This window comes from Thiobacter sp. AK1, assembly GCF_039822265.1.
Lineage (GTDB): Bacteria > Pseudomonadota > Gammaproteobacteria > Burkholderiales > Thiobacteraceae > Thiobacter > Thiobacter aerophilum.
In genome coordinates, this window is the sequence record NZ_JBAJEX010000015.1 from 1 (window position 1) to 26,236 (window position 26,236).

General features: G+C 61.7%; 28 protein-coding genes. 19 read left to right on the plus strand and 9 right to left on the minus strand.

The window, feature by feature from the left end:
- Positions 1-149 precede the first annotated feature (149 nt).
- Positions 150-1,259 carry a glycine oxidase ThiO gene (thiO, locus tag V6E02_RS12210; protein WP_347309084.1) on the minus strand — a complete coding sequence of 370 codons (1,110 nt, stop codon included), beginning with the start codon at positions 1,257-1,259 and terminating at the stop codon, positions 150-152.
- Between the two features lie 217 nt (positions 1,260-1,476).
- On the opposite strand from thiO, the gene V6E02_RS12215 reads away from it, so the two are divergent.
- From V6E02_RS12215 to V6E02_RS12240, 6 genes are all read left to right on the plus strand, one after another.
- A complete protein-coding gene (locus V6E02_RS12215) occupies positions 1,477-1,974 on the plus strand; it encodes a GspH/FimT family pseudopilin (RefSeq protein ID WP_347309085.1) in 498 nt (165 codons plus the stop codon).
- Positions 1,974-2,459: a type IV pilus modification protein PilV gene (gene pilV / locus V6E02_RS12220; protein WP_347309086.1), complete on the plus strand. Its 486-nt coding sequence runs from the start codon at positions 1,974-1,976 to the stop codon at positions 2,457-2,459. The genes V6E02_RS12215 and pilV overlap by 1 nt, the downstream gene beginning before the upstream one ends.
- On the plus strand, positions 2,456-3,478 hold the full coding sequence (locus V6E02_RS12225) for a PilW family protein (RefSeq protein ID WP_347309087.1): 1,023 nt from the start codon (positions 2,456-2,458) through the stop codon (positions 3,476-3,478). Before pilV ends, V6E02_RS12225 begins: the two co-directional genes overlap by 4 nt.
- Positions 3,475-4,008: a pilus assembly PilX family protein gene (locus V6E02_RS12230; protein WP_347309088.1), complete on the plus strand. Its 534-nt coding sequence runs from the start codon at positions 3,475-3,477 to the stop codon at positions 4,006-4,008. Before V6E02_RS12225 ends, V6E02_RS12230 begins: the two co-directional genes overlap by 4 nt.
- Positions 4,009-4,017: 9 nt before the next feature.
- The gene (locus V6E02_RS12235; RefSeq protein ID WP_347309089.1) at positions 4,018-7,461 is read left to right on the plus strand and encodes a pilus assembly protein; all 3,444 of its coding nucleotides are present in this window, start codon (positions 4,018-4,020) and stop codon (positions 7,459-7,461) included.
- Positions 7,462-7,851: 390 nt separating this feature from the next.
- Positions 7,852-8,220 carry a type IV pilin protein gene (locus V6E02_RS12240; protein WP_430626806.1) on the plus strand — a complete coding sequence of 123 codons (369 nt, stop codon included), beginning with the start codon at positions 7,852-7,854 and terminating at the stop codon, positions 8,218-8,220.
- Positions 8,221-8,267: 47 nt separating this feature from the next.
- On the opposite strand, the gene ispH is transcribed toward V6E02_RS12240, so the two are convergent.
- Complete coding sequence (gene ispH / locus V6E02_RS12245) at positions 8,268-9,230, minus strand: 4-hydroxy-3-methylbut-2-enyl diphosphate reductase (protein ID WP_347309091.1); 963 nt, start codon at positions 9,228-9,230, stop codon at positions 8,268-8,270.
- A 98-nt stretch (positions 9,231-9,328) separates the two neighbouring features.
- Between ispH and V6E02_RS12250 the strand changes: the two genes are divergently transcribed.
- Entirely contained in the window at positions 9,329-9,547 is a 219-nt protein-coding gene (locus V6E02_RS12250; RefSeq protein ID WP_347309092.1) for a cold shock domain-containing protein, read from the plus strand.
- On the opposite strand, the gene V6E02_RS12255 is transcribed toward V6E02_RS12250, so the two are convergent.
- The 5 genes from V6E02_RS12255 to murJ all read right to left on the minus strand — a co-directional run bounded on the left by V6E02_RS12255 (position 9,510) and on the right by murJ (position 16,083).
- Positions 9,510-9,968, minus strand: a complete 459-nt coding sequence (locus V6E02_RS12255; RefSeq protein ID WP_347309093.1) for an FKBP-type peptidyl-prolyl cis-trans isomerase — start codon at positions 9,966-9,968, stop codon at positions 9,510-9,512. The genes V6E02_RS12250 and V6E02_RS12255 overlap by 38 nt on opposite strands.
- Positions 9,965-10,447, minus strand: a complete 483-nt coding sequence (gene lspA, locus V6E02_RS12260; RefSeq protein ID WP_347309094.1) for a signal peptidase II — start codon at positions 10,445-10,447, stop codon at positions 9,965-9,967. The genes V6E02_RS12255 and lspA overlap by 4 nt, the downstream gene beginning before the upstream one ends.
- Complete coding sequence (gene ileS, locus V6E02_RS12265; protein ID WP_347309095.1) at positions 10,440-13,220, minus strand: isoleucine--tRNA ligase; 2,781 nt, start codon at positions 13,218-13,220, stop codon at positions 10,440-10,442. Before ileS ends, lspA begins: the two co-directional genes overlap by 8 nt.
- A 189-nt stretch (positions 13,221-13,409) precedes the next feature.
- On the minus strand, positions 13,410-14,384 hold the full coding sequence (locus tag V6E02_RS12270) for a bifunctional riboflavin kinase/FAD synthetase (RefSeq protein WP_347309096.1): 975 nt from the start codon (positions 14,382-14,384) through the stop codon (positions 13,410-13,412).
- 160 nt (positions 14,385-14,544) lie between these two features.
- Positions 14,545-16,083 carry a murein biosynthesis integral membrane protein MurJ gene (gene murJ, locus V6E02_RS12275; RefSeq protein WP_347309097.1) on the minus strand — a complete coding sequence of 513 codons (1,539 nt, stop codon included), beginning with the start codon at positions 16,081-16,083 and terminating at the stop codon, positions 14,545-14,547.
- 136 nt (positions 16,084-16,219) lie between these two features.
- On the opposite strand from murJ, the gene rpsT reads away from it, so the two are divergent.
- Positions 16,220-16,483: a 30S ribosomal protein S20 gene (rpsT, locus tag V6E02_RS12280; protein WP_347309098.1), complete on the plus strand. Its 264-nt coding sequence runs from the start codon at positions 16,220-16,222 to the stop codon at positions 16,481-16,483.
- A gap of 82 nt (positions 16,484-16,565) precedes the next feature.
- Here rpsT and V6E02_RS12285 read toward each other — a convergent pair whose 3' ends face one another.
- Positions 16,566-16,883, minus strand: coding sequence for a DUF3579 domain-containing protein (locus V6E02_RS12285; RefSeq protein WP_347309099.1), 318 nt, complete (start codon positions 16,881-16,883; stop codon positions 16,566-16,568).
- 328 nt (positions 16,884-17,211) lie between these two features.
- Here V6E02_RS12285 and V6E02_RS12290 point away from each other — a divergent pair, with 328 nt between their 5' ends.
- From V6E02_RS12290 to V6E02_RS12330, 9 genes are all read left to right on the plus strand, one after another.
- Positions 17,212-17,697 (plus strand): urate hydroxylase PuuD, encoded by a 486-nt coding sequence (locus V6E02_RS12290; RefSeq protein ID WP_347309100.1) that lies wholly within the window; start codon positions 17,212-17,214, stop codon positions 17,695-17,697.
- 64 nt (positions 17,698-17,761) lie between these two features.
- Positions 17,762-18,946, plus strand: a complete 1,185-nt coding sequence (locus V6E02_RS12295; RefSeq protein ID WP_347309101.1) for an acetylornithine transaminase — start codon at positions 17,762-17,764, stop codon at positions 18,944-18,946.
- Positions 18,947-18,955: 9 nt separating this feature from the next.
- Positions 18,956-19,894, plus strand: a complete 939-nt coding sequence (gene argF, locus V6E02_RS12300) for an ornithine carbamoyltransferase (protein ID WP_347309102.1) — start codon at positions 18,956-18,958, stop codon at positions 19,892-19,894.
- Entirely contained in the window at positions 19,891-20,124 is a 234-nt protein-coding gene (locus V6E02_RS12305) for a DUF2283 domain-containing protein (RefSeq protein WP_347309103.1), read from the plus strand. The genes argF and V6E02_RS12305 overlap by 4 nt, the downstream gene beginning before the upstream one ends.
- 9 nt (positions 20,125-20,133) lie before the next feature.
- Positions 20,134-21,351 carry an argininosuccinate synthase gene (locus V6E02_RS12310; protein WP_347309104.1) on the plus strand — a complete coding sequence of 406 codons (1,218 nt, stop codon included), beginning with the start codon at positions 20,134-20,136 and terminating at the stop codon, positions 21,349-21,351.
- Positions 21,352-21,360: 9 nt separating this feature from the next.
- A complete protein-coding gene (gene ppnP / locus V6E02_RS12315) occupies positions 21,361-21,672 on the plus strand; it encodes a pyrimidine/purine nucleoside phosphorylase (protein ID WP_347309105.1) in 312 nt (103 codons plus the stop codon).
- 27 nt (positions 21,673-21,699) lie between these two features.
- Entirely contained in the window at positions 21,700-22,278 is a 579-nt protein-coding gene (locus tag V6E02_RS12320; RefSeq protein WP_347309106.1) for an MFS transporter, read from the plus strand.
- 13 nt (positions 22,279-22,291) lie between these two features.
- A complete protein-coding gene (locus tag V6E02_RS12325; protein ID WP_347309107.1) occupies positions 22,292-22,777 on the plus strand; it encodes a YajQ family cyclic di-GMP-binding protein in 486 nt (161 codons plus the stop codon).
- An 11-nt stretch (positions 22,778-22,788) separates the two neighbouring features.
- Complete coding sequence (locus V6E02_RS12330) at positions 22,789-23,346, plus strand: DJ-1 family glyoxalase III (protein ID WP_347309108.1); 558 nt, start codon at positions 22,789-22,791, stop codon at positions 23,344-23,346.
- A gap of 172 nt (positions 23,347-23,518) precedes the next feature.
- Here V6E02_RS12330 and V6E02_RS12335 read toward each other — a convergent pair whose 3' ends face one another.
- Complete coding sequence (locus tag V6E02_RS12335) at positions 23,519-24,226, minus strand: type 1 glutamine amidotransferase (protein ID WP_347309109.1); 708 nt, start codon at positions 24,224-24,226, stop codon at positions 23,519-23,521.
- A 12-nt stretch (positions 24,227-24,238) separates the two neighbouring features.
- Here V6E02_RS12335 and V6E02_RS12340 point away from each other — a divergent pair, with 12 nt between their 5' ends.
- Complete coding sequence (locus tag V6E02_RS12340; protein ID WP_347309110.1) at positions 24,239-24,895, plus strand: retropepsin-like aspartic protease family protein; 657 nt, start codon at positions 24,239-24,241, stop codon at positions 24,893-24,895.
- A gap of 48 nt (positions 24,896-24,943) precedes the next feature.
- The gene (locus V6E02_RS12345) at positions 24,944-26,056 is read left to right on the plus strand and encodes a methyltransferase domain-containing protein (RefSeq protein ID WP_347309111.1); all 1,113 of its coding nucleotides are present in this window, start codon (positions 24,944-24,946) and stop codon (positions 26,054-26,056) included.
- Positions 26,057-26,236: the final 180 nt, after the last annotated feature.

The following is a 26,236-nucleotide window of genomic DNA, read 5'->3' on the forward strand; positions in this document are numbered from 1 at the left end:
TACGATGCCCAAGGGCAGTTGCTCAAACCCAAGTTGCAGACTGCAGCAAAGGTCCGCCGCGGCACCTGACTGTGGGATACCTTCCCACAGGAGAAAAGCGGACAGTTTACGTGCTTTAAGACCGGACAGTTCTATTTGTTGACAACAATTCATCGGCGTGAAACAGAATCAGCGTAGGGTCCGCTCCCCGGCCAGGCGTAAGGAGCGGGGTCGAGCAGGGGCTTACGCCCCAGCAGCCGATCAGCAAGCAGGCGCGCCGAAGCCGGCGCCATGGTGACGCCATAGCGGAAGTGCCCCGTGTGGACCCAGAGGTTGGCCACGGTGGGATGGCAGTCGATGAGGGGCACGTTGTCCGGGCTACCTGGCCGCAGGCCCGCCCACTGGGCGACAGGGACCTGGCCACGCAAGGCCGGCACCAGGCTCTGAGCCCAGGCGATGAGATCGTCCCGAGCAGCTTCCGTCACGGTTTTGTCGAAGCCGGCCTCCTCCAGCGTGCTGCCCACCAGGACATGCCCGTCGCGCCTGGGAATGACGTAGCGCCCCGCCTTGATGAGCAGGCGCGTGAGCTGGCCCGGCGCCAAGCGAAACAGCAGCATCTGCCCCCGCACGGGATAGACCGGGACCGGCACGCCCAAGGGTTCCAACAGCCGCCCACTCCACGCCCCTGCGCTGACGATGTAGGTGTCCGCCTGCCAGCGACGGCCATTCAAGCCTTCCACCGCCTCCAGCCGACCCCTTGTGATCCGCAGGCGTACCTCGCCCGCCTGCTCGACGATCCGCGCGCCCCGCGCGAGTAGCGCACCGCGCAATGCCGCCATGAGCCGGGGATTGCGCACTTGCGCCACACCCGGCAGCCACAACGCAGGGCCGCCGGCATCAAGCGCAGGCTCCACCAGCCGGGGATTGACCTCCGCCAACGCCTCGCCCTCCCGCGCCGCCCACCCTAGCGCCGCCTCACGATCGTAAGGCGGCAAGATGATGAGCCCGCTTTCCAGATACTCGGGGTCCACCCCGGACTCGGCCTGAAGCCCCGCCGCCCAGCCCGCAAACAGCCGCCGCCCCGCCTGGGCAAGGGCCACGACCTCCGGCCGGTAATCCCACGGAACCAATGGAAACAGCAGGCCAGCGCCCGCCCAGGACGACTCACCGCCCACCACCCCGCGCTCGACCAGGGTCACTCGCGCGCCGGCCGCGGCCAGCTCCAGGGCCGTGGCACAACCGATGGCACCGGCACCGATGATGAGGAAATCCGAAGTCAAACAAGCCGCCTCATGGACATCTGGTTATTCTACGCCGTGAAGCCACGCGAGGTGCGCAATCTGTCCTCAGGAAAAATGTCGCTTTGACCGTTTATTCTAATGTCCTCACCGCTCGTCGGCTGGAACATTGGAATGCCTGGGGAATATCGCTAACCTACGAACTGCAATGCCATCCAGCAGCCACGCCCGCCCCTGGCGGCTTCGACGAGGATGATTTATGCAGGCCAAGGGTTTCACATTGATAGAGCTCCTCACCACGGTTGCGGTACTTGCCATCCTGGTAACTCTGGCTGTGCCCTCGTTTCGCACCATGCTGATGAACAATCGTCTTCAGGCCACGCGGACCGATCTAATGTCCGCGTTCACTTTTGCCAAGAGCGAAGCCGTCAAGAGGGGGATCCCTGTTTACGTGACGGCACTCGGTCCGGCGGCCGGTAATGAGTTCGCGGGCGGCTGGCAGGTCTGGGTGGACTCGAACGCCAACGGTAGCCAGGAGGCAGGGGAGCCTACGATCCGACAGCATGAGGCGTACCCACCGGCCACTACCGTTGCAGCCACGCCAGCAGTAACGGCGGTTGGGTTCAATGGACGAGGTTTTCTGATCGGCCCACAAGTGACGCTCAACATATGTGATGGACGTAGCGGGGTTCGCGGAGGCCAGATTACTTTGACTTCCGCTGGAACCATCTACCTGCGGGAGGATTACCTGTGTTAATGAAGGATCGCGCAGGCGGATTCACGCTTCTAGAAGCGCTCATCACGGTACTGGTGATCTCCTTGGGACTACTCGGCCTGGCCGGCGCGCTGACAGTATCCATGCAAAACAATGCTTCAAGTGTGCTGCGCACGAAAGCCGTGGCTTTTGCCTACGACATAGGTGACCGCATCCGCGCAAACATGGCTGGCTTCACTACGGGCGCCTATTCCAACCTCACTGGCGTCCCCAGCAACCCGGGTTGTGTGGCCACAGGGTGCACACCGGCCCAAATGGCCCAATATGACTATTGGGCATGGCGGGATGATCTTGCTTCCGCATTGCCGAACGGGACGGGAGTGGTATGCATCGACTCCACGCCCGAGGACGGCTCGCCAGACGCACCCGCCTGCGATGGCGTAGGTGAAAGTCTTGCCGTAAAGGTCTGGTGGACGGACGACAAGTCCGGCCAACCAAAATTTTTCAGCGCACTGGTGCGGCCATGAAACGAGATCACGGTTTTGGTCTGGTCGAACTCCTGATTGGGGTCGCCATCGCTCTGTTTCTCACGGCAGTGATCGCAACGGTCTATGTCAACAGCAAGGGGGTCTGGCGCAACAATGCAGCCGTCGCTCGCCTGCAGGAGCAGGCGCGCTTCGCACTCGAAACCATGTCCAGAGACATTCGCATGGCGGGCTACCGAGGTTGCGCGACGGACACCACTCCAGTCAACACTCTAAACAGTAGCAGCAGCTTTTTTTATGACTACACCAAGGTCATTTTAGGCAACGACGCGACCGCTGCGTCTTGGGCGCCCGCGTTGGACCCAGCCGTATCTGGTTTATCCCCATCACCGCTAGCGGGGCGCGACGTAGTCACGGTATGGGCGGCCTTTGATGCCGGCGCACAGGTCACCCCGCCAGGTATGCCGAGTACCTCCGCTGACATTCACGTCGGTGCAGGCAACAAACTCAGGCAGTTCGACATCGTTTTGGCACAGGACTGCGCAGCCAGTGCAATCCTGCAGATTACCAATGCAAATCCTGGCACGAGCGGGAGCGTGGTACACAACACTGGCCTCGGCACACCTGGCAATTCCACAAAGAACTTAGGGCACATATTCGGGCCTGACGCTACGCTTCTGCGCCTGGCTAGCATCACCTACTACGTGGCGGGAAGTAGCATCCACCCGGGTATCAATTCGCTTTGGCGCTATACGGTTCCCGCGCTTACTGGGGCGCCCCAACCGGAAGAAATCGCAGTCGGCGTCGATAACCTCCAGCTCGAATACGGGGTGGACACCGATGGAGACCAGGTCGCAAACGTGTGGCAAAAAGCTGCATCGGTCTCAGACTGGACCAAGGTGGTCGCGGCCCGAATCAATCTCCTATTGGTTAGTCCCGAGAACAACGTGACCACGAGCCCGCAACCCTACACGTTCGACGGTGTTGTTTACGTTCCGGCCGATCGCCGTTTTCGCAGCACCTTCTCCGTGGCGGTCAACCTGAGGAATCGGACACCATGAACAGCTCGCAGCAAGGATCGTCCCTCATCATGGCGCTCCTGTTTATCGTCGCCATCGGTGTGCTGACTATGGCGGCGCTAAATACCACCACGATTCAGGAGCGGATCGTGGGCAACAGCCGTGACCGGAACTTGGCCTTCCAGGCTGCGGAAGCTGCGTTGCGGGATGCGGAACGGGACATCGACGCGAATGTCAACGTGGCCACCGTCTTTTCTTCCACCTGTGCTAACGGACTGTGCACCTATTCCACGACTGGCGTGCCCCAATTCGCCACCATCGATTGGACAAACGCTGCTGTTACCCGCACCTATGGCGCCTTTACGGGTGCCACCGCTTTAGCGAACGTGACGCAACAACCCCGCTACATCATTGAAAAGCTCCCCCCCCCGCCCGCGGTCGTAGGGGAATCGGTGGCGCTAGGCATCAAACCGCAAGCCAACCGGAGCGCGTACCGCATCACCGCGCTGGGATACGGGGCAAGAAGCGAAACGCGGGTGATGTTGCAGTCCACCTACGTACGCCAACAATAGGAGGCAACCATGAGAATGCGTTTGCTTCGTAGCATACCTTTGACCCTGCTCTTTGGATTCGCAGGCAGCACTGTTGCCGCCCCCCTCGCCTTGTCTCAGTCGCCCCTCTTTCTCAGTAGCGGCGTCACACCAAACGTCCTGGTAATTTACGATAACAGCCAATCCATGGATGCCTTCATGGCGGGAACCATTACAAATGGGGATGACCCCAATACACGCGGCAACATCGCCCGCGGGGCATTGCGCGAGCTTATCACCAACTACCGCACGGCTTTCCGCTGGGGACTGATGAGCTTCGAACTGGCCAGCACGCCTCAAAAATGGTTCACCTATGCGTATTACATGGGCAACCCTGGGGCGACACCCGGTAGTGGCACGATGGAATTCACCGATGACTGCACGGGCATTGGCAGCAATGGAATTGGCACGTCCACCAGTCACGGCGGGTTACGCTGCGTGGCAAATCCCCAGCCATTCTCCGGTGGAAATTACGTCACTTTTGACAAATCGAGCGATGACCTAAACATCCTGGACGCGCTCTACACGCCCACCAACTTTGGTCCCGCTCTGTGGTTGATTCCCAAGTCCGGCGCCGCCACGGAGAAACAGTATAAGGCTTATAAAATTCACAGCACCGGGGGCGCTTGGAATGCCAGCGATTTTAGCGCCTCGGTTGGCACGCTGGGTTTCTGTCCTACCGATGCCGGGTTCACCACTACGCCCTATGGCGCCCCTGACTTGTGCGGCTATGCTGCGGCCGCCTATCAAAGACAGCTCAATCTGCCGCGAGGCTGGGGTTATATCAGCCCCTCAGGCGTCACTGGAAAGGGTAAACTGCTGGAAAGCATCCAGAACGATTCCACGTCTCACTACAACACCTTGATGACGCTGCTTGGATCCGAGACCGAAAGTCCTGCCGAGACCCCCGGCACGCCCACGACACCAGAAATCAAAAATGCTGCGACCTTCACGCCGCTGGAAGGTAGCCTGACATCGGCGAAGAATTATTTCACGGGCGCAAGCAGCCCAATCCAGGCCAGCTGCCAAAAGAATTTCGTGGTGCTCGCCACGGATGGCATGCCCACCGCGAAAACCAATGGCGATATGTGGCCCTTGAGCGACCAGGGCGGGATCTACAATGCAACCACCAACACCTGGACCTGGAAACCCGCCGTACAGGGTGTGCTCGACGCTATCAACAGTCTGAGAGCGGCCACGTTCGGCGGCAATACATATGACATCAACACCTACATCGTGGCCCTCGGTGATTCGGTTGCAAACACCACTGCCGTCGCCGCCATGAATGCGATGGCCGCGACAGGAGGAACGAGCGCAGCCTACTTTGCCTCCGACGCCACAGCCCTCAATAACGCGTTTGCGGCCATCGCCCAGGACATCACTTCGAAGACCGGCGCAGCGAGCGCGGTTACGCTGAACACGAGCACATGGAATTCCGGCGCCTTTGTCTATCAAGCGCGCTTCAACTCGGGCGACTGGAGCGGCCAACTCCTCGCCTATGCGGTCGCATCGGGTGGCACCCTGGCCGCCACCCCGAGCTGGGACGCGGGACAGATCATCAATGGACAAAACTGGGATACTGGCCGCAACATCCTGACCTATAAACGCTCGGCACCGTTTGGCAGCCGGGGCATCCCCTTTCGCTGGCCCGTCAATCCCAGCGCGCCCGGCCCCACCGAACTGGACGCCCCCCAATCTAACTGGCTCAGTAAAAACATGGCAGGTACAGTGGACGGGTTTGGCAATTTGCGACTCAAGTACATTCGGGGGGATGCAAGCCAGGAGTGCATGACGTGCACGCCAAAATTCCGTCCTCGACCCACCAGCAAGCTGGGCGACATCGCCACGTCTTCACCCGTGTACGTTGCAGCGCCCGCTTTCTACTATCCGCCGACACTGGAAGCAGTAGACTATGCGAGCTTCTATAGCGCGCGCGCCAGCCGCACTCCGGTACTTTACGTGGGTGCCAATGATGGCATGCTGCACGCGTTCGACGCCAACAGCGGTCAGGAGCTGTTCGCGTACGTGCCGACCCCGGTATATCGAAATTTCGGGGCTTTCACTGACCCTGCTTATTCCCATCGCTATTTCGTGGACGGCACACCGACCGTGGGAGATGTGTTCTATGGCGGCAATTGGCACACGATCCTGGTAAGCGGCCTACGAGGGGGCGGTCAGGGTATCTTTGCGCTGGATATTACCGACCCGAGCAGCTTCAACGAAGCCAATGCCAGCAATATCGTCCGGTGGGAATTTACGGACGCCGATGATCCCGATTTGGGCTATACGTATGGGCAGCCCATTATCGTGAAGGTTCGATCAGGAAGCGGCACGACCAAATGGGCCGCCATATTTGGCAACGGTTACAACAATACCGAGGCCGACGGCGCTGCCAGCTCGACCGGATATGCAGTGCTCTATGTGGTCGATATCGAGAATGGAAATTTGATCAGCAAAATCACCACCAAGTCGGGTTCGAGTACCACCCCGAATGGCTTGGCGACCCCCGTCGCAATAGACGTGGATGGGGACTATGTGGTGGATTACGTTTACGCCGGTGATCTGCAGGGCAACCTGTGGAAGTTCGATCTGACTAATAACAACCCGTCGAACTGGAAATCCGCGTTTATGAGTGGATCGACGCCCCAACCGCTGTTCAGCACCGGGACAACCACCAAACCAATCATGGTACGTCCCGATGTTGCGCGGCATCCGCAGGGCGGTTATTTGGTCACCTTTGGTACTGGCTCTTACATTGCCAGCGGTGACAACAGCACGACAGACGTGCAGACAATCTACGGCATTTGGGACAAAAACACAGGCAGCAGTAGCGACAAAGTCACGCCATCCGATCTAGTTCAGCAATCCGTCATTAACACTTATGTTGGCCCTGATGGCAAAACCTACCGCTTGACCACCCATGCAGTAGGCGTCCCAGCGGATGCGACGTTCGCGGGTGACAATACCATCACCCAGAGCGCGTATTACTCAACCAAAAAGGGATGGTACATGAACCTACCCCAGTACGGCGCGAGTTCGATCGCCGAAAGGGATGTGACCGATCCTGTGATACGGTCCGGCCGTGCCATCTTTGCGACGATGATCCCCAGCACTGCTTTGTGCTCCTATGGTGGTGACGGTTGGATCCAGGAATTCGACCTCTACACAGGCAATCGCCTTACGACCGGTGTGTTCGACGTCAACGGGGATGGGTTCATCACCAGTGCAGATATGCTAGGTGAGGCACATGTCTCGGGCAGAAAGATTTCAAGTATCCCCGTCTCCCCCGGCTTTCTGCGAGACGAAGATAAACTCAAGAAAAAACCCACGGAAACCAAGTACGTGAACACGTCGGCGGGTAATGTCGAGTCGATCAAGGAGACCGGAGGCAACGTGAACCAAGGCCGGACTTCTTGGGTTGAAATCTTTGAATGATTAGGAGGTTCGCCATGCACAAGCCTTCGTTGCTATCGTTCGTCTTGTTGGCCGTATTACCCGGCACCGGACTTACGGTGCAGGTGGTGGGCTCACCTTCTGTCACAAGCGGGATGGCGGCCCCGGTCAAGCCTGCGTCGCCCCCTTCACCGAGCCTGGTACACCTGCAAGGCACGATCGACACGATCGACGTCCCGACTGGGGCAATTCACTTGCAGAATGGAGCGCGTTTTCGCCTGGTGAGAAACACGAGGGTGTTCTCGGGCGGGCGGCAAGGCTCTCTCTTTGAGTTGCGGACGGGAACTCGGATTAGCGCTGATATCGATCTGACTACTGGAGAAGCAAAAAATGTCTGGGTCGAAAAATAGCGGTTTCACATTGGTAGAACTGATGATCGTCGTGACGATCATTGGCATTCTGGCGGCCATCGCCTACCCCTCGTACGTCGAGTATGTACAGAGGTCGCGCCGGGCCGAAGCGAGAGCTGCGCTACTGGGCGCCGTTCAGGCTCTGGAGCGCTATTACACGGAGCGCAATACGTACTCCGGGGCCACCTTAGGCGTTGGCGGTATTTACCCCAGCGCAAGCGAACATGGCTTCTACACCCTGGCTTTGAATACACCTAGCGCGACCAGCTATACGCTGACGGCAACGCCCCAAGGAAGTCAGGCAGGGGATCAGTGTGGAAGTTTTTCCATCAACGAACAGGGAGTCAAATCCGTTTCTGGGGGGAGCTTACCAGTTGATGTGTGTTGGTAGGCGTAGCTGTCTGCCTGGCACGGTTGAACCGGCGCTTGAGCCAGGCGTTAGTCATTGGCCCGGCCTGGAACACCTAGGCTGGACGGCGCATCGGAGGCCAACACCCTCGGCAAAGGGAAATGCACCACCTCGGGCGAAGATTCGAGCTCGGTAACCTGGGCGCCGAGGTGTGTGAGCCAGGCTACCACTTCCTGCACCAGCGCCTCGGGGGCCGAGGCGCCGGCAGTGAGGCCTACGCGCTTTGCGCCCGCAAACCAAGCGGCGTTAAGGTCTGCGGCGCTATCCACCAGGAAGGCAGTGGCGCCCAGGTTCTCCGCCACCTCGCGCAGGCGGTTGGAGTTGGAGCTGTTCTTGGAGCCGACGACGATAACCACGTCACATTCGGCCGCTAAGCGTTTGACGGCATCCTGGCGGTTCTGAGTCGCGTAGCAGATGTCGTCCTTCTTTGGACCCTGGATCTGGGGAAAGCGTGCGCGTAGCGCCTCGATTATTTTCGCGGCATCGTCCACCGAGAGGGTGGTCTGGGTGACGAAGGCGAGGTTGTCCGGATCCTTGACCGTCAGCTGCGCCACGTCCTCCGGGCTTTCCACCAAATACATGCCGCCCTCGGCCTGCCCCATGGTGCCTTCCACCTCGGGGTGGCCCTGGTGGCCGATCATGATGATTTCCTTACCGGCAGCATGCATGCGTGCCACTTCCACGTGGACCTTGGTCACCAGTGGGCAGGTGGCATCGAACACCCGCAACCCCCGCGCTGCGGCTTCCTCGCGCACCGCGCGGGACACGCCATGGGCGCTAAAGATGACGGTCGCCCCAGTGGGCACTTCGGAGAGTTCGTCCACGAATACCGCGCCGCGTGCCTTGAGGTTTTCCACCACGAAGCGGTTGTGCACGACCTCGTGGCGTACGTAGATCGGCGCGCCAAAACGTTCCAGTGCCCGCTCCACGATTTCGATGGCCCGATCCACGCCAGCGCAGAACCCCCGCGGGTTGGCCAGAATCACTTGCATATTCGCCCCGAATGTTTTAGTAATAAGAGGTTTTCAATAATAACAAGCTTTTACGGCATCCGCCGGACTGTCGCGAAAGTAGAGAGGAGGAGGTCGCCATGGCCATGGGCATCGTCAAGTGGTTCAACAATAGCAAGGGCTATGGGTTCATCCAGCCCGAGGAAGGTGAGGATCTGTTTGTCCACTACTCGTCCATCCTGATGGACGGCTACCGCACCCTGCGTGGCGGGCAGCGGGTCACCTTCGACATTTCCCACGGCGAGAAGGGCGCCCACGCCATCAACGTGGTGCCGGCTCCGGATTCGCCGGCGCCCTGATTTCCAGCACCTGCACCTCGAACTGCACAGGGCAACCGCACAAGGGATGGTTGAAGTCAACCAAAGCGGTCTTTGCGTCCCGCTCCAGGACCGTACCCAACAACCGGCTACCGTTGGGCAGGGCGAATTCGATCAACGCCCGCGGTGTAACCGGCATCTCCGGCGGAAAGGCGGCGAGCGGCAGCCGATGCACGCGCGCCGGATCGCACGCGCCAAAGGCTTGCTCGGGCTGCAGTAAAAAAACGTGGGTCTCCCCGGGTTGCAAGCCGATCAGACAGCGTTCCAGATTCTCTGCCAGTTCCCCTGTACCCAAGGTGAGCACTGCGGGTTCGCCTTCAAAGGTGCTCTCCACCACCTCACCCACCCCCGCTGCCAGGCGGTAGTGGAGCAAGATCGTATCGCCCCAGCCCACGCGCTTCATGATTTGGACGCAGTGCCACGACGCAGGCTGTCCCACACCAAGAGGAGCGCGCCGACGGTGATGGCCGTGTCGGCAACGTTGAAGGCCGGCCAGTGCCAGCCTGCGGCATGGAAGTCGAGAAAGTCCACCACGTAGCCGAGACGCAGGCGGTCGATGAGATTGCCCAGCGCGCCGCCCAAGATCAGGCTCAGGGCGAAACAGAAGCGGGGTTCCTCACGGTGCCGCTCGATGAGCCAGACGATGACGGCAGTGGCGATAAGCGCCACGGCGATGAAAAACACCCTCTGCCAGCCCCCGGCCTCGGCCAGCAGGCTGAAGGCGGCGCCCGTGTTGTGGGCCAGCACCAGGTTGAAGAAGGGCGTCACGGTGCGCTGCTCGCCCGGCAGGAAATGGGTCGTCACCCAGGCCTTGCTCGCCTGATCCAGTGCGATGAGGACGACCGCCAAGCCGTACCAGGAGAAGCGTCGCGCCTTAAGCATGGCGGCGCGGCTCCCCGCCGCCAAACAGGTTGGCGAGGCAACGGCCGCACAGGGTCGGATGAGCCGGGTCGCTACCCACGTCGGCCCGCCAGTGCCAGCAGCGTTCACACTTGGGATGGGGGCTAGGTGTGACCTCGATACGCTCATGGGCGGCGTCCGGCGCCTCGATCACTTCGGCGCGGGAGGTGATGAGCACGAAGCGCAGGTCGTCTTCCAGCTCGCGCAGCACCGCGTATTTCGCGCCGCTGGCGTGAATCTCCACCTCGGCCTGCAGCGATGAACCAATGCCGCCGGCCGCGCGCACTTCCTCCAGCCGCTTCTGCACCGCGGCCTTCACTTCGCGGATGGCCTGCCACTTGGCTCGCAGGGCCGGCGCATCCTTGGGCAGATCATGGCGATACCAGGTTTGCAGAAACACGCTGTCGTCCTCGCGTCCGGTGAGCACCGCCCACACTTCCTCGCCGGTGAAGCTAAGCACCGGCGCGAGAAGCCGCGTCAAGGCATGGGTGATGTGGTAGAGGGCGTTCTGGGCGGAGCGCCGTGCCCGGGAATTCTGCCCGCTGGTGTAGAGCCGGTCCTTGAGGATGTCCAGATAGAAGCCGCCCAGGTCCTCGGAGCAGAAGGTCTGCAATTTCTGCACCACGTGGTGGAATTCAAACTCGGCATAGTGCGTTTCCAGTTCCGCCTGCAGGTCGCTGGTCATCACCCAGGCATAGCGGTCGATGTCGAACCACGCCTCCACCGGCAAGCCATCGCGCGCGGGATCGAAATCCGCGAGATTCGCCAGCAAGAAGCGCAGTGTGTTGCGTAGCCGCCGGTAGGCTTCCACCACCCGTTTGAGAATCTCGTCCGAGATGGAAAGCTCACCGGAGTAATCGGTGGCCGCTACCCACAGGCGGAGAATGTCGGCACCCAGGGTGTCGATCACCTTTTGCGGCGCGACCACATTGCCGCGGGATTTGCTCATCTTGTGCCCTTGGCCGTCCACCACGAAACCGTGGGTGAGCAGGGCCCGGAAGGGCGCGTGGCCATCGGTGGCGCAACCGGTAAGCAAGGAAGATTGAAACCAGCCGCGGTGCTGGTCCGAGCCTTCCAGGTAGAGATCCGCGGGATGATTGAGCTCGGGGCGCACTTTGAGCACGCAGGCGTGCGTGGCGCCGGAGTCGAACCACACATCCAGTGTATCCGTCACCTTGTGGTAGTGGGCCGCCTCCGTGCCTAGTAGCTCCTGCGGATCGAGACTGAACCAGGCTTCGATGCCCGCTTGCTCCACGCGTCGCGCGGCTTCTTCGATGAGCTCGCGGGTGCGCGGATGCAGCTCCCCGGTCTGCCGATGCACGAAAAGCGGCAGTGGCACGCCCCAGTTACGCTGGCGCGAGACACACCAGTCGGGCCGGTTGCGGATCATGGCCTCCAGCCGGGGCCGGCCCCAGGCGGGGAAAAAACGAGTGCGCTCCACCTCGTCGAGCGCGCGGCTGCGCAAGCTTTCCCCACCCTGCCCCACGCGGTCCATGCCGATGAACCACTGACGCGTGGCGCGAAAGATGATCGGCGTCTTGTGGCGCCAGCAATGGGGATAGCTATGCTTCAGGGTCTGCTGGCACATTAGCCGTCCCCCATTGGCGAGCGCTTCGATCACCGTCTTGTTGGCAGCCCACACCGACTGCCCACCCACCAGCGGCGTGTCGGCGCGGAAGCGCCCATCGTCGCCCACGGGGTTGTCCACCGGCAGCCCGTAGCGCAAGCCGACGACGTAGTCTTCCAAACCGTGACCGGGTGCGGTGTGCACCAGGCCTGTGCCCGCCTCCAGGGTCACGTGTTCGCCGAGGATCAACGGCACTTCGCGCGCATAGAAAGGATGCCGGAACATGACACCCTCCAGGCTCGTGCCTCTTATACTCGCCAGCACCTCCCATTGGGCGATACCGTAGCGGGCCATGCAGGCTTCCACCAGATCGCGCGCAATCAGCAGCACGCCCTTCTCGGTCTGTACCAGGTCGTAATAGAAATCGGCATGGGCGCTGATGGCCTGGTTGGCCGGCAGGGTCCACGGAGTGGTGGTCCAGATGACGGCGAAGGTTGCCTCGGGTAGCGCTTCGAGCCCCACGCGCTGGGCGAGCACGGCAGGGTCCAGCACCGGAAAGGCGACGTCGATGGCGGGCGAGGTCTTGTCCTCGTATTCCACTTCCGCCTCGGCCAAAGCGGAACCACAGTCCACACACCAGTGCACAGGTTTGAGGCCCTGATACAGGTAGCCGTTTTCCAGCACCTGGCCCAGCAAGCGCATGATGTCCGCCTCGAAGCGGTAGTCCATGGTGAGATAGGGGTGGTCCCAATCGCCCAAGACGCCCAGGCGGATGAAATCCTTCTTCTGGCGTTCGATCTGGCTCGCAGCATAGGCCCGGCACAATTGTCGGAAGCGTGCCGGGTCGATGTCCTTGCCGTATTCCTTTTCCACCTGCAGCTCGATGGGCAGGCCATGGCAATCCCAGCCCGGCACATAGGGCGCGTCGAAGCCGGCCAGGGTCTTGCTCTTGACGATGATGTCCTTGAGCACCTTGTTCACCGCATGGCCAATGTGGATGTCGCCATTGGCATAAGGCGGCCCATCGTGCAGGATGAACTTGGGCCGACCCTGCGCGGCTTCCCGGACGCGTTGATAGAGACGGTTCTGCTGCCAGCGCGCGAGCATGCCGGGCTCGCGTTTGGCCAGATCACCGCGCATGGGGAACGGCGTGTCCGGCAGGTTTAGCGTGCTCTTGTAATCAGCCATATGAAATCCAACGCCAAAGACGCACGAGTTGGGAAACGACGGGGTTGCATCGCTTGTTACGAAAGCAGGTGACAGGTTGCGTGTGAACCGTCATTGCGGCGGAACTTGGAATCCACAGCATTGATGTCACGCCCGTTTTGCTCGGTCCCCGCTCGCGCGGGGACGACGCAAAGCTGTTGCGCACTTACCTCATCCTTGATGGCTTGGCCCCCTTTGCGCCCTGGCATCAAAAAAACGCCTTGCCTCCGCCACGTCGCGCTCGATCTGGGCGATGAGGGCTTCCAGCGTGGGGTATTTTTCCTCGTCGCGCAACTTGTGCAGGAAATTCACCCGCACATGGGCGCCATAGAGGCGTTCGTGGAAATCGAAGACGTGCACCTCGAGGGTGGGCACACCGTTTTCTTTGACCGTAGGCCGCACACCCAGGCTCGCCACCCCAGGCAGGCACTGCCCGGAGATAGCGCCGTCAAGGCCGCACAATTCTACCGCAAAGATGCCGGACAACGGCGGCCGGTTGTGCTTCATTTGGATATTGGCAGTGGGAAAGCCCAGTTGCACGCCCAGCTTGTCGCCGTGCACCACGCGACCGCTGATGCTGTAGGGCCGACCGAGCAGTCTGGCGGCCCATGCCATGTCGCCGGCGGCCAGCGCCTCTCGCACCGCCGTGGAGGATACCCGCGTGCCGTCCACCAGCACGCTGGGCAGGGTCTCCGCCTCGAAGCCGTATTGCCGACCAGCCCTCGCGAGCAGCGTGAAATCGCCGGCACGCCGCGCGCCAAAGCGGAAATCGTCACCCACCAGCACCCATTTGGCACGCACCGTGTCGAGCAGGATGCGGGCGATGAATTCCTCGGCCGTGAGCGCAGCGAAGCGGGAACCGAAGCGGCACAGATAAACCAAGTCCACACCCAAGGCTTGCATCAGCTCTAGCTTCTCGCGCAGGCTTGTGAGTCGCGCGGGCGCCTGCGTTGGCGTGAAGAATTCCCGCGGATGGGGCTCGAAAGTCATCACCGCCGCCGGCAGGCCCCGGTGCGCCGCCGCTTCCTTGAGTCGCGCCAGCATGGCTTGATGGCCACGATGCACGCCATCGAAATTGCCGATGGTGAGCGCGACCCCTGCGTGGGCATGACAGGCGCGCTCGGTTAAGTTCAGCACGTTCAGCATAAGCGTCCGATTCCATTGAGCATGACCTCAGCAGGGTGCCCCCTCCCCTCGCCCCTTTCGCGGCCATGACGGACTCGTCCTCGCCCGGGCGTGACGATTCGGTTGCGCCGCTTGCCACCTACTTTTGTACGCCTAAATAGCCGTTGAGCACGTCAGTGGTCTATTCGGCCGCGCGGCGCACGAAGTCCCGTGGCCGCAGCCCGAGAGCGAACAACACGCCGAAATAGCTGCCCGCACCTGCCAGGACCAGTGCACCGAGATGCGCGACGCGCTTCCAGGCCGACGCCGCAAGCCACTCGTTTGCCGGCCCCATTCCCCAGGCCAGCACACCTCCCATGGCCGCCAGCGCCACCAGCACGCGCGCCAGAAAAGCGCCCCAGCCCGGTTGCGGTTGGTAAATCTGCGCGCGCCGCAGGCGGTGATAGAGCAGCCCGGCGTTGATGCACGCGCCGAGGCCGATGGCCAGGGCGAGTCCCGCGTGTTTGAGTGGGCCAATGAACAGCAAATTCATGGCCTGCGTGGCGAGCAGGGTGATCACGGCTATCTTCACCGGTGTCTTGATGTCCTGCCGGGCGTAGAAACCGGGAGCGAGCACCTTCACCATGATCAGCCCGATGAGCCCCAGGCTGTAGGCCATCAGCGCCTGGCGCGTCATCCACACGTCGTGGCTGGAAAACTCGCCATAATGGAACAGCGTGGTGATCAAAGGCACGGCGAGTAGCGCCAGGGCCAGGGCCGAGGGCAGCGCCAATAGGAAGGTAAGACGCAAACCCCAGTCCAGGAGCTTCACGTATTCCTCGTGGGAAGCGGTTGCGTGGTGGCGCGACAGACTGGGAAGGAGAATGGTGCCCAGGGCCACACCCAGCATGCCGGTGGGAAACTCCATCAAGCGGTCGGCGTAATAGAGCCAGGAGACACTGCCGGTCGCAAGAAAGGAGGCGAAGATGGTGTTGATGAGCAGCGACAGCTGAGCAATCGACACACCGAACACGGCCGGACCCATGAGCCTGAGGATGCGCCAGACGCCCTCGTCGCGGAAATCCAACCGCGGCCGCGGCAAAAGCTTGAGCCGCGCCAGATGGGGTAGCTGAAAAGCGAGCTGCAGCACTCCACCCAAGAACACCGCCCAGGCGAGCGCCAGCACCGGTGGATCCATGTGGGGCGCAAGCCACAGGGCCCCGGCGATCATGGACAGGTTGAGCAGCACCGGCGTGAAGGCGGGCACGGAAAAGCGGCTGTAAGTGTTGAGGATGCCCCCCGCGAGCGCGACCAGAGACACGAACAAGATGTAGGGAAAGGTGATGCGCAGCATGGCCACGGTGAGGGCAAACTTGCCCGGCTCGGCCACGAAACCAGGCGCGCTCACGGTCACCACCCACGGCGCGGCCAGCACGCCCAGCACGGTGACGATGAACAGAGCGAGCATCAGCATGCCCGATACGTGGTCCACCAGCTGCCGCGTCTGGTCCGGCGTGCGGGTAGTGCGGTAGTCCGCCAGGATGGGCACGAAGGCCTGGGAGAAGGCCCCTTCCGCAAACAGTCGCCGCAACAGGTTCGGAATCTTGAAGGCGACGAAAAAGGCGTCCGTCATCAACCCTGCGCCAAAGGCGCGGGCGATCACCGCATCGCGCACGAAACCCAGAATGCGCGACAGAAGGGTCATAGAGCCCACGGTGGCCAGAGCTTTGAGCAGGTTCATGGAGAGGCGGCGCAAAGTTTCGTATGGTAGCCCCTTTGGCTGGCCGCCGCGAGGCATAGCCCTTGTCGACATTGCAAATGGCGCGCATCCCCCGTAGAATTGGCAGCTTTTCCAGTTCGTATCTTCAGGAGTTCCCATGGCCAACTCAGCACAAGCCCGCAAGCGCGCGCGCCAGGCGGAGAAAGCCCGCATGCACAATGCGAGCCTGCGCTCGAGCCTGCGTACCGCCATCAAGAAAGTTCGCAAGGCCATCGCCGCCGGCGACAAGGCCGCTGCGCAGGAAGTCTTCCGCGAGGCCCAGCGGGTGATCGACCGCATCGCCGACAAGAAGATCGTGCACAAGAACAAAGCCGCCCGCGACAAAAGCCGGCTGTCCGCCGCCATCAAGGCCATGGCCTAAGCCGGGCCACGACACGCAAAAAAGCCGACGAAAGCGTCGGCTTTTTCGTTTTGCGCGACCAGCCGCCGCGACCCCGAGCGCTTTAGCCGCCTGCCGCCGCCTCGGCGCCGCGAGTGGTCACCCACACTGCCCCGTCGATCACGGTGAGATCGTTGTCCCGCGCGAAGCCCATCAGAAACTCGTAAGCGCGCGGGTCCACTTCCTTGAGTGCCCGTGAAACCACCACACAGCCTACCCCTTCCAAGGTGACGGGCCGCACATAGGGCGAATAGCTCACCCGGTTGTCATCCCCGAAGGCGCCCAGGGCGCCCGCCAGACGTTCTGCCCAGTCACTCGGCCGGAACTTGCGCCCGGAGGTCGTGACACCTTTGATGATCAGGTCGTTCGTTGAGATTTTCATAATATTCGCATTCTATCATTCCGCGGACTGGGTCAGCAAAAATTCTGATGCGGTCACAAGCAAAATTTCGGCAGGGCAGCCCGCTCCTTGAGCGCTTGGGGGGCCAATCCGCCCGTCCCGGCCCAGCTTTTCCTTGCGTGAGACCACGCTTTGCTGAAAAATATCCGAGGGAATTAGTTAGTCTTTCCCGAACATCTAACAGCTTAAGGAGGAACGAACGATGAACAATCCCCTGGATTCCCTGTGGGGCACGGTCATTTCCGGGCTCGTGTTGACCCTAGTGCTCTACGTCATCGTCAAAAACTTTCTGATGTAAGGGAGGAGAACAATGGAACTCGCACTCGCCCGCTGGATTCACTTCCTGGCCGGAGTGATGTGGATCGGGTTGTTGTACTACTTCAATTTCGTCCAGGTCGCCGCCCTCAAAGCGGCCACCGAGGATGGCACCGCTGCCGGCATCACCAAGCACGTGGCGCCGCGGGCCCTGTTGTTTTTCCGCTGGGCGGCAGTGGTCACCTGGCTGGCCGGCGCCGCCCTCTTGGGCCAGCATTTCGTGCCGGCTTTCACGCTACAGCACGGCTTCGCCGGCATCGGCATTGGTGCCTGGCTAGGCACCATCATGCTGTTCAACGTCTGGGTGCTGATCTGGCCCAACCAGAAGAAAATCCTGGGCCTGGCCCCGGCCAGCGACGAAGAGAAGGCCAAGGCGCGCCGGGTCGCCTTCCTCGCTTCCCGCTTCAACACCATGCTGTCCATCCCCATGCTGTTCTTCATGGCCTACGGCTGGCAGCACAGCGGCGTGGTTTTCGGCTAAACTAAGCCTTTCCGCGGACACGCACGGCGGCCCTGGCCGCCGTGTGCTTTTTGGTGGATCGAAAATGTCGCACCTCATGAACACCTATGCCCGGCTGCCTGTGGCCTTCGAACGGGGGGAAGGCGTCTGGCTGTGGGACACCAATGGCAAACGCTATCTGGATGCGGTCGCCGGCGTCGCCGTCAACACCCTGGGCCATGCCCATCCGCGACTGGCCGCCACCCTGTGCGAGCAGGCGCAAAAGCTCATTCACACCTCCAACCTGTACCAGATCCCCTTGCAGGAGGCGTTGGCGACGCGGCTGTGCCAACTGGCGGACATGGACCGCGCTTTTTTCTGCAACTCGGGTGCGGAAGCCAATGAGGCAGCCATCAAGCTGGCCCGCCTCTATGGCCATCAGAAGGGCATCGACCTGCCCACCATCCTAGTGATGGAAAAGAGCTTCCACGGCCGCACTCTGGCCACCCTCACCGCCAGCGGCAGCCGCAAGGTGCAGGCGGGCTTCGAGCCTCTGGTGAGCGGCTTCGCGCGTGTACCCTACAACGATGTGGAGGCGGTCCGTCAGGCGGTGGAACACAATCCCAACATCGTCGCCATCCTGGTGGAGCCGGTGCAGGGCGAAGGCGGCATCAACATCCCCAATCGGGACTATCTGGCGGGACTACGCCGCCTTTGCGACGAGAAGGGGCTGCTCCTCATGCTGGACGAAGTGCAAAGCGGCATCGCCCGTACCGGCACCTGGTTCGCCCATCAGCACGCGGACATCAAGCCGGACGTAATGGCGCTGGCCAAAGGGCTGGGCAGCGGCGTGCCCATCGGCGCCTGCCTCGCCCGCGGGCCGGCGGCGGAAGTCTTCAAGCCCGGCAATCACGGGTCCACCTTTGGCGGCAACCCGTTGGCCTGCGCGGCCGGTCTGACGGTACTGCGCGTCATCGAAGAAGAGAAGCTGCTGGATAACGTGGTGCGCGTCGGGGCCTACCTGCGCGCCGGCCTTACAGATGCGCTCAAGGATGTGCCGGGCGTGGTCGAGGTGCGCGGCCATGGGCTGATGCTAGGCATCGAGCTCGACCGGCCCTGCGGCGAGATTGTCACCCGCGCACTGGAAGCCGGGCTGCTGGTCAACGTCACTTCGGAACGCATCGTGCGCCTGGTGCCGCCCTTGATCCTACGCGAGGACGAGGCGCAGCACTTGATCGACGGCCTGGTGCCCGTGATCAAGACCTTTCTGGGCGCAGCCGGCAAGGCTTGAGGAGGCGTCATGCCACAACAACGTCCGATCAAGCATTTCCTCCAGTTCAAGGATCTCAGCCGCGACGAGTTCGAATACCTGTTCGAACGCACGCGCTGGATCAAGGCGCAATTCAAGGCCTACAAGACCTATCACCCCTTGCACGACCGCACGCTGGTGATGATCTTCGAGAAGGCCAGCACACGCACCCGCCTGTCTTTCGAAGCGGGCATGCACCAGCTCGGGGGCACCGCCATCTATCTCAACACGCGCGACTCGCAGCTGGGGCGCGGCGAACCGGTGGAAGATGCGGCGCAGGTGATCTCGCGCATGTCGGACATTGTGATGATTCGCACCTTCGAACAGGAGACCATCGAGCGCTTCGCGTGCCACTCGCGCGTGCCCGTGATCAATGGCCTGACCAACGAATACCATCCATGCCAGATTCTGGCCGACATCTACACCTACATCGAGCACCGGGGCCCCATCCAGGGCAAGACGGTGGCCTGGATCGGCGACTCCAACAACGTATGCAACACCTGGCTGCAGGCGGCCGAGGTTTTCGATTTCAATGTCCACGTTTCCACCCCGCCAGGCTATGAAGTGGAACCGGAGCGCGCAGGCCTGTATGGCACCGACCACTACGAAGAGTTCGCCGATCCTATGGAAGCCGCCAAGGGAGCCGACCTGGTGACCACGGATGTGTGGACCAGTATGGGCTTCGAAGCGGAGGACGAGGAAAGGCGGCGCGCCTTTGCCGACTGGCAGGTGGACGCGGACATGATGCGCGTGGCCAAGCCCGATGCCCTGTTCATGCATTGCCTGCCAGCCCACCGCGGCGAGGAAGTGGCGGCCGAGGTCATCGACGGCCCGCAAAGCGTGGTGTGGGACGAGGCGGAAAACCGGTTGCACACCCAGAAGGCGCTCATGGAATATCTCCTCCTCGGCCGCATCGAGACTCCCCAATGAACATCGTCTATTTTCGCGACATGGATGCCTTGTACATAGAGCTCAAACCCCACGAGGCGGAAACCGCCTGGGAACCAGCGCCAGGTATCACTATCAACTATGCCGCCAACGGCGAGCCCGTGGGCATCCAGATCGACCAGGCGAGCGAGCGCGTCAACCTGGATTATCTCAACGTCGGCAACTTCCCCGGCCAGGTGGACGTGCTGACGAAACAGCAACCCACCCACTGAGCGTTAGCCATGAGCACCATCCGTAAAGTCGTTCTCGCCTATTCCGGCGGCCTGGATACTTCGGTGATCCTGAAATGGCTGCAGGACCGTTACCAATGCGAAGTAGTCACCTTCACCGCTGACATCGGTCAAGGAGAAGAACTCGAGCCCGCGCGGGAAAAAGCGAGAAAACTGGGCGTCAAGGAAATCTTCATCGACGATCTGCGCGAAGAATTCGTGCGCGATTTCGTCTTCCCCATGTTCCGGGCCAACACGGTCTATGAGGGCGAATACCTGCTGGGGACCTCCATCGCCCGTCCCCTCATCGCCAAGCGACTGATCGAGATCGCCGCGCTGACCGGCGCGGATGCCATTGCCCATGGCGCAACCGGCAAGGGCAATGACCAGGTGCGTTTCGAGCTGGGCGCCTATGCCCTCAACCCGGACATCAAGATCATCGCGCCCTGGCGGGAATGGGATCTTACCTCGCGCGAGAAACTGCTAGCCTACGCGGAACAGCACGGCATTCCCGTGGAAATGAAACACAAGGCCGGCGGCTCGCCCTACTCTATGGATGCCAACCTGCTGCACATATCCTACGAGGGCCGACACTTGGAAAACCCCGCCGCCGAACCGGAAGAAGACATGTGGCGCTGGACGGTCTCGCCAGAAAAGGCACCCGATGAGCCGGAATACGTGGAAATCGTATTCGAGCGGGGTGATCCCGTCGCGCTCAACGGAGAGCGACTGTCGCCGGCCGCGCTACTGGCGGAACTCAACCGTCTGGGGGGCAAGCACGGCATCGGTCGGCTGGACCTGGTGGAAAACCGCTACGTGGGCATGAAATCCCGCGGCTGCTACGAGACCCCCGGCGGCACCATCCTGCTCAAGGCGCACCGTGCCATCGAGTCCATCACGCTGGACCGGGAAGTGGCGCATCTGAAGGACGATCTGATGCCTCGCTACGCCAGCCTGATCTATAACGGGTACTGGTGGTCGCCGGAACGCAAGGCGCTGCAGGCCCTGATCGACCACACCCAGGAACACGTCAACGGCTGGGTGCGCCTAAAGCTCTACAAGGGCAGCGCCATGGTGGTGGGGCGCGATTCACCCACCGATTCCCTGTTCGATCCACGCATAGCCACCTTCGAGGACGATCAAGGAGCCTACAACCAAGGCGACGCCACCGGTTTCATCCGCTTAAACGCGCTCAGGATGCGTATCGCGGCCAAGCGCAAACATCGCTGAGGAACGACCATGTCCCAGTTCGACAACGTATCGGTGGTCAAGCAGGCCAACATCTACTTCAATGGCAAGTGCGTCTCCCATACCATTTTGTTCCCGGATGGCACACGCAAGACCTGCGGCGTGATCTTCCCCAGCATCCTGACCTTCAACACCGGCGCGCCGGAGCGCATGGAGATCAATGCCGGCGTGTGCCGGGTACGCCTTGCCGGCGAGGACGAGTGGAAGACCTATCGCGCGGGCGAGTCCTTCGATGTGCCTGCCAACAGCCAGTTCGACATCGAAACCCTGGAGACATTGGACTACGTCTGTCACTTTGGATAGAGGATTGCTGCGCCACAGGAGACAATCATGACCACGCTCGCGGTTGTCAAAAAGAAAGGCCAGATCGCCATCGCGGCGGACACCCTCACCAAGTGGGGCACCACTAAGGAATCCGCGACCTACATCGCCAACCACGAGAAGATCATTCGTGTCGGCGACAGCCATATCGCCATCACTGGCACGACCACCTTCAACCTCATCCTGCGTGACTACTTCGCGAGCCTGGAAGCGCCGCCACGGCTCGATTCCGTGCAGACCATCTTCCGTACCTGGCAGGAACTCCACGCAGCCATGAAGGAACGCTACTTCCTCAACCCCGCCGAAGACAAGGAAGACGACCTGGAAAGCTCACGCATCCACGTGCTCATCGCCAACCCCCACGGCATCTTCGGTGTCGGCGCCCATCGCACGGTGCAGGAGTTTTCTCGCTTCTACGCCTACGGCGCTGGCAGCGAATACGCCATGGGCGCGCTGTGGGCCTCCTACGACAACCCCAAGCTGGATGCGCACGCGCTGGCACGGCTTGCCATCGAATGTGCCATCGAGTTCGACGATAGCACGGGTGCGCCCATCACCAGTTACGTGCTCAAAGAAGCACGCCGCTGATCCAGGAGAACATATGCCTTCCTTCGACATCGTCTCGGAAGTGAATAAGCAAGAGGTCCGCAACGCCGTGGACCAGACCAACAAAGAAGTCACCAACCGCTTCGATTTCAAGGGCTCGGATGCCCGCGTCGAGCAGGCCGATTATGTGTTGACCGTCTATGCCGATGACGAATTCAAGCTCGACCAGGTGCAGGACATTCTCAACGCCAAGCTGATCAAGCGCGGCATCGACATCAAATGCCTGGAGCTTGGCAAGCCCGAGAAAATCAGCGGCAACAAGCTCAAGCGCACCGTCACGGTCAAAACCGGGATCGAGCCAGAGTTGGCGAAAAAAATCGTCAAGCTCATCAAGGACAGCAAACTCAAGGTGCAGGCGAGCATCCAGGGCGAGAGCGTGCGCGTGTCCGGCCCCAAGAAGGATACCCTGCAGGAAACCATCGCCCTGGTGCGCAAATCCATCACCGAATTTCCCCTGCAGTTCACTAACTTCCGCGACTGAAGGAGCTTATCGTGGCCCGCGTGCTGGTTCCCTTGGCTGAAGGTTTCGAGGAGCTGGAGGCTGTCACCATCGTCGATTTGTTGCGCCGCGCCGGCGTAGAAGTGATCACCGCAGGACTCAAACCTGGCCCGGTGAAGGCCAGTCGGGGCACGGTGATCGTGCCCGACACCACACTCGACGAGGCCCTCGGCCAGGACTACGACATGGTGGTGCTGCCGGGCGGTATGCCCGGCGCCAAGCATCTCAATGAGGATCCCCGGGTGAAAGATTTGCTACGGCGCATGGCCGATTCCGGCAAATTCACCGGGGCCATCTGTGCGGCGCCCATGGTGCTGGCGGAAGCGGGGCTGCTCAGCGGGCGCAAGGCCACCAGCTACCCGGGCTTTGTGGACAGAATGGGGCTAAAAGACGTGACTTACGTGAACGAGCCGGTCGTACAGGACGGCAAGGTAATCACCTCGCGCGGTCCGGGCACCGCCATGGACTTCGCCCTCACCCTGATCGAAGCGCTCGCCGGCGCGGCGAAGCGTCAGGAAGTGGAAGCCGCCCTCCTCCGCTGTGCTCCCTGAGCACTGTATCGCGACGTACATGAGTAGGTGACACGCTGCGCGTGGCCCATCATTTTTAGCGAGGGGGTTCGCCGCTAAAGCGCCTCCCACGAGCCGGATGAGGCGCCCTTGTGGGATGGGCTTTAGCCGCGACACGACCGCACTCGGTCATGCCGCCTCCGCGCGGCTACCCTCACCTCGCCAGCCCAGCGATCCAGCGGCTATAGAGGCGCTCGGCGACGGCGTTGAGCCGAGCCACGCGCCCATCCAAGTCGGCCAGGATCTCTTCCGGCGACTGTACCGCGGGCCCGCCAGCAGTGGCGATCTCCTCCGCGCCAACCGCGCACCAGGTCTCCACCATCTCGCGGCTCATCTCCACGTGGCACTGCATGCCCAGGTGGGGACCCAGCACATAGGCCTGGTTGGCGCAGTGGGGGGATTCCAGGATGCGCGTGGCGCCCTCGGGTATGGTGAAGGTTTCGCCATGCCAATGGAAGGATTCGAAGCGTCGCGGGGCATCGCCGAACCACAGGCGTGCCTCGGGATTGTCCAGCACCTCTACCTCACCCCAGCCGATTTCCTTCACTGGATTACGCCCCACGCTTCCACCCAGCGCCTTGGCCATCAACTGGCCGCCCAAGCAATGCCCGAGTACCGGCACGTCGCGCGCCACGGCCTGACGGATGAGCGCCAACACCGGCGCAATCCACGGCAGATCGTCATTGACGCTCATCGGACCGCCCATGAACACAAGCCCCGAAAAAGCCGACACGTCCGTCGGCACGGGCGAGCCCGCATCGATCGCAACAAGGGTCATGGGAATGCTCCGCGCCGAGAGAAAGCTGGCAAAATAGCCCGGACCCTCGGTGGGCGCATGACGGAAAACTGCAACGGGTTTCATGGGAGACTTTTCATGGGAGCACACTCACGCCGCCATTTTACCCTGTCGGCCCTGGCCTTCCTTGCGGCCATCGCGCCGGCCTGGGCCACGGACATCGAGGTCACGGGCCTGTTCGCCAACAAGGCCATGGTCTCCATCAACGGCGGTCCGCCGCGCGTGATGAGCGTAGGCCAGAGCTCGCCCGAGGGCGTCAAGCTCATCAGCGCCGATTCCAGCGGCGCGGTGTTCGAGATGGACGGCCAGCGCAAGAAAGTAGGCATGGGGCAGCGCATTGCCACCAGTTTCGCCAGCGGGGCCAAACCCACGGTGAAATTGGTCGCCGACAGCAACGGGCACTTCTCCACGGTGGGCTCCATCAACGGCCGCCCGATCCGTTTCATGGTGGACACCGGCGCCACCATGGTCTCCTTCAGCACCAACACCGCGCGCCAGCTGGGCATCGATCTGAGCGGTGCCTCGCAGGGAGCGGTATCTACGGCTGGCGGCGTGGTGCGCGCATGGAAAGTCACCCTGGACAACGTGAAGGTAGGCGCCATTTCCCTCAATCTGGTGGAAGCCACCGTGGTGGACAATCTGCCGGACGGCTTCGCCCTGCTCGGAAACAGCTTCCTCAACCGCCTGCAAATGAGCCGCGAGGGGAATGTTCTGACGCTGACGCAAAGCTATTAGCACGGCTTCCTGACAGCGTGGCCCCACAACGTGTCTGGAGGCGATCTGATGAGTGTCGAGGCGGTGCTCCTGTGGGAAAGCGGGCAGATGACGCAGCGTGACCGGTTCATTCTGCCGCAAGCGGCCCTAACCACGGACGCCACGCTTGCTAAACTCGGCGCGTCGCTGCTGTCAGAGTCGGTATGCGACCTTGATCCCCAGTCGTGGATCAGTCCCGTGGGATTACCACCCCAGAGCGTAGCGCGCCACGATTTCCGCCTTGCAATCTCGCCTGTCCCTGGCCGCTACTATCCTCGCCTGGCATTTGGCGGCCTCGCGGAAGGCCGCCGGGATTTACGGCCCTGCCGTCTACTGCGTTGTGATGAGACGTGCCTGGTCTTGGATCTCAATCATCCGCTGGCGGGACACAGCGTACGCCTCATCCTGCAGTCCAGCCACGAGGAGGCGGCCCCTGGTCGCTTCCGAGACATCTTCACGGGTCCCGGCATGCAGGTGCCGCCCCCCCAGGCGGCCGCCTGCTACTTACCCGAGGGCGCCTTGAGCCGCTTCGACGAGACAGCCGATTCCGCGTTTTATTCCCGCCCGCGGCTGGTCCATCATCTCGACGCCGCCTGCCGCAGCGCGCTGGCGCGCTTGTATGCGCGGTTTCTCGAGGCTGGCATGCGTGTGCTCGATCTCATGTCCAGCTGGGAAAGCCATCTGCCCACGGCGCCGGCCGACCTCGCCGTCACGGGGCTAGGTATGAACAGCGAGGAGCTGGCTGCCAATCCCAGGCTCCACACTCGCGTGGTGCATGATCTCAATAGCAATCCGCGATTGCCCTTTCACGATGCCAGTTTCGATTTAGTCATCTGCACCGCCTCGGTGGAGTACCTGACAGATCCCGCAACGGTCTTTGCGGAGGTTCGACGCGTGCTGTGCGCGGGCGGGAAGTTTGTGCTCACGTTTTCGGACCGGTGGTTTCCGCCCAAAGCCATCCGGGTTTGGAGCGAACTGCACCCCTTCGAGCGACTGGGGTTCCTGCTGTGGTTGCTTGATCAAACCGGTTTTAGCGCACTGCACGGCGAGACGCTGCGAGGGCTGAAACGGCCGCGGGACGATCGGTATAGCAGCCAGCGCGACTATAGCGATCCTTTGTTCGCTTGCTGGGGTCAGGCTTGAGCCGGGCCAGAAGCCGTTTGCCCCCTATGGATGGGCAGTTCGATCGGGGCTAAAGCCCCTCCCACAAGGCACCCCGAAGGCAGGGACTTCGAGTCAGGCCGCGCGCTTGGTCTTGTCGCGCTCGATCAGGGCGTAGGCGGCGTGGTTGTGAATGGAGGAGAAGTCCCCTGCCGCAGGGCG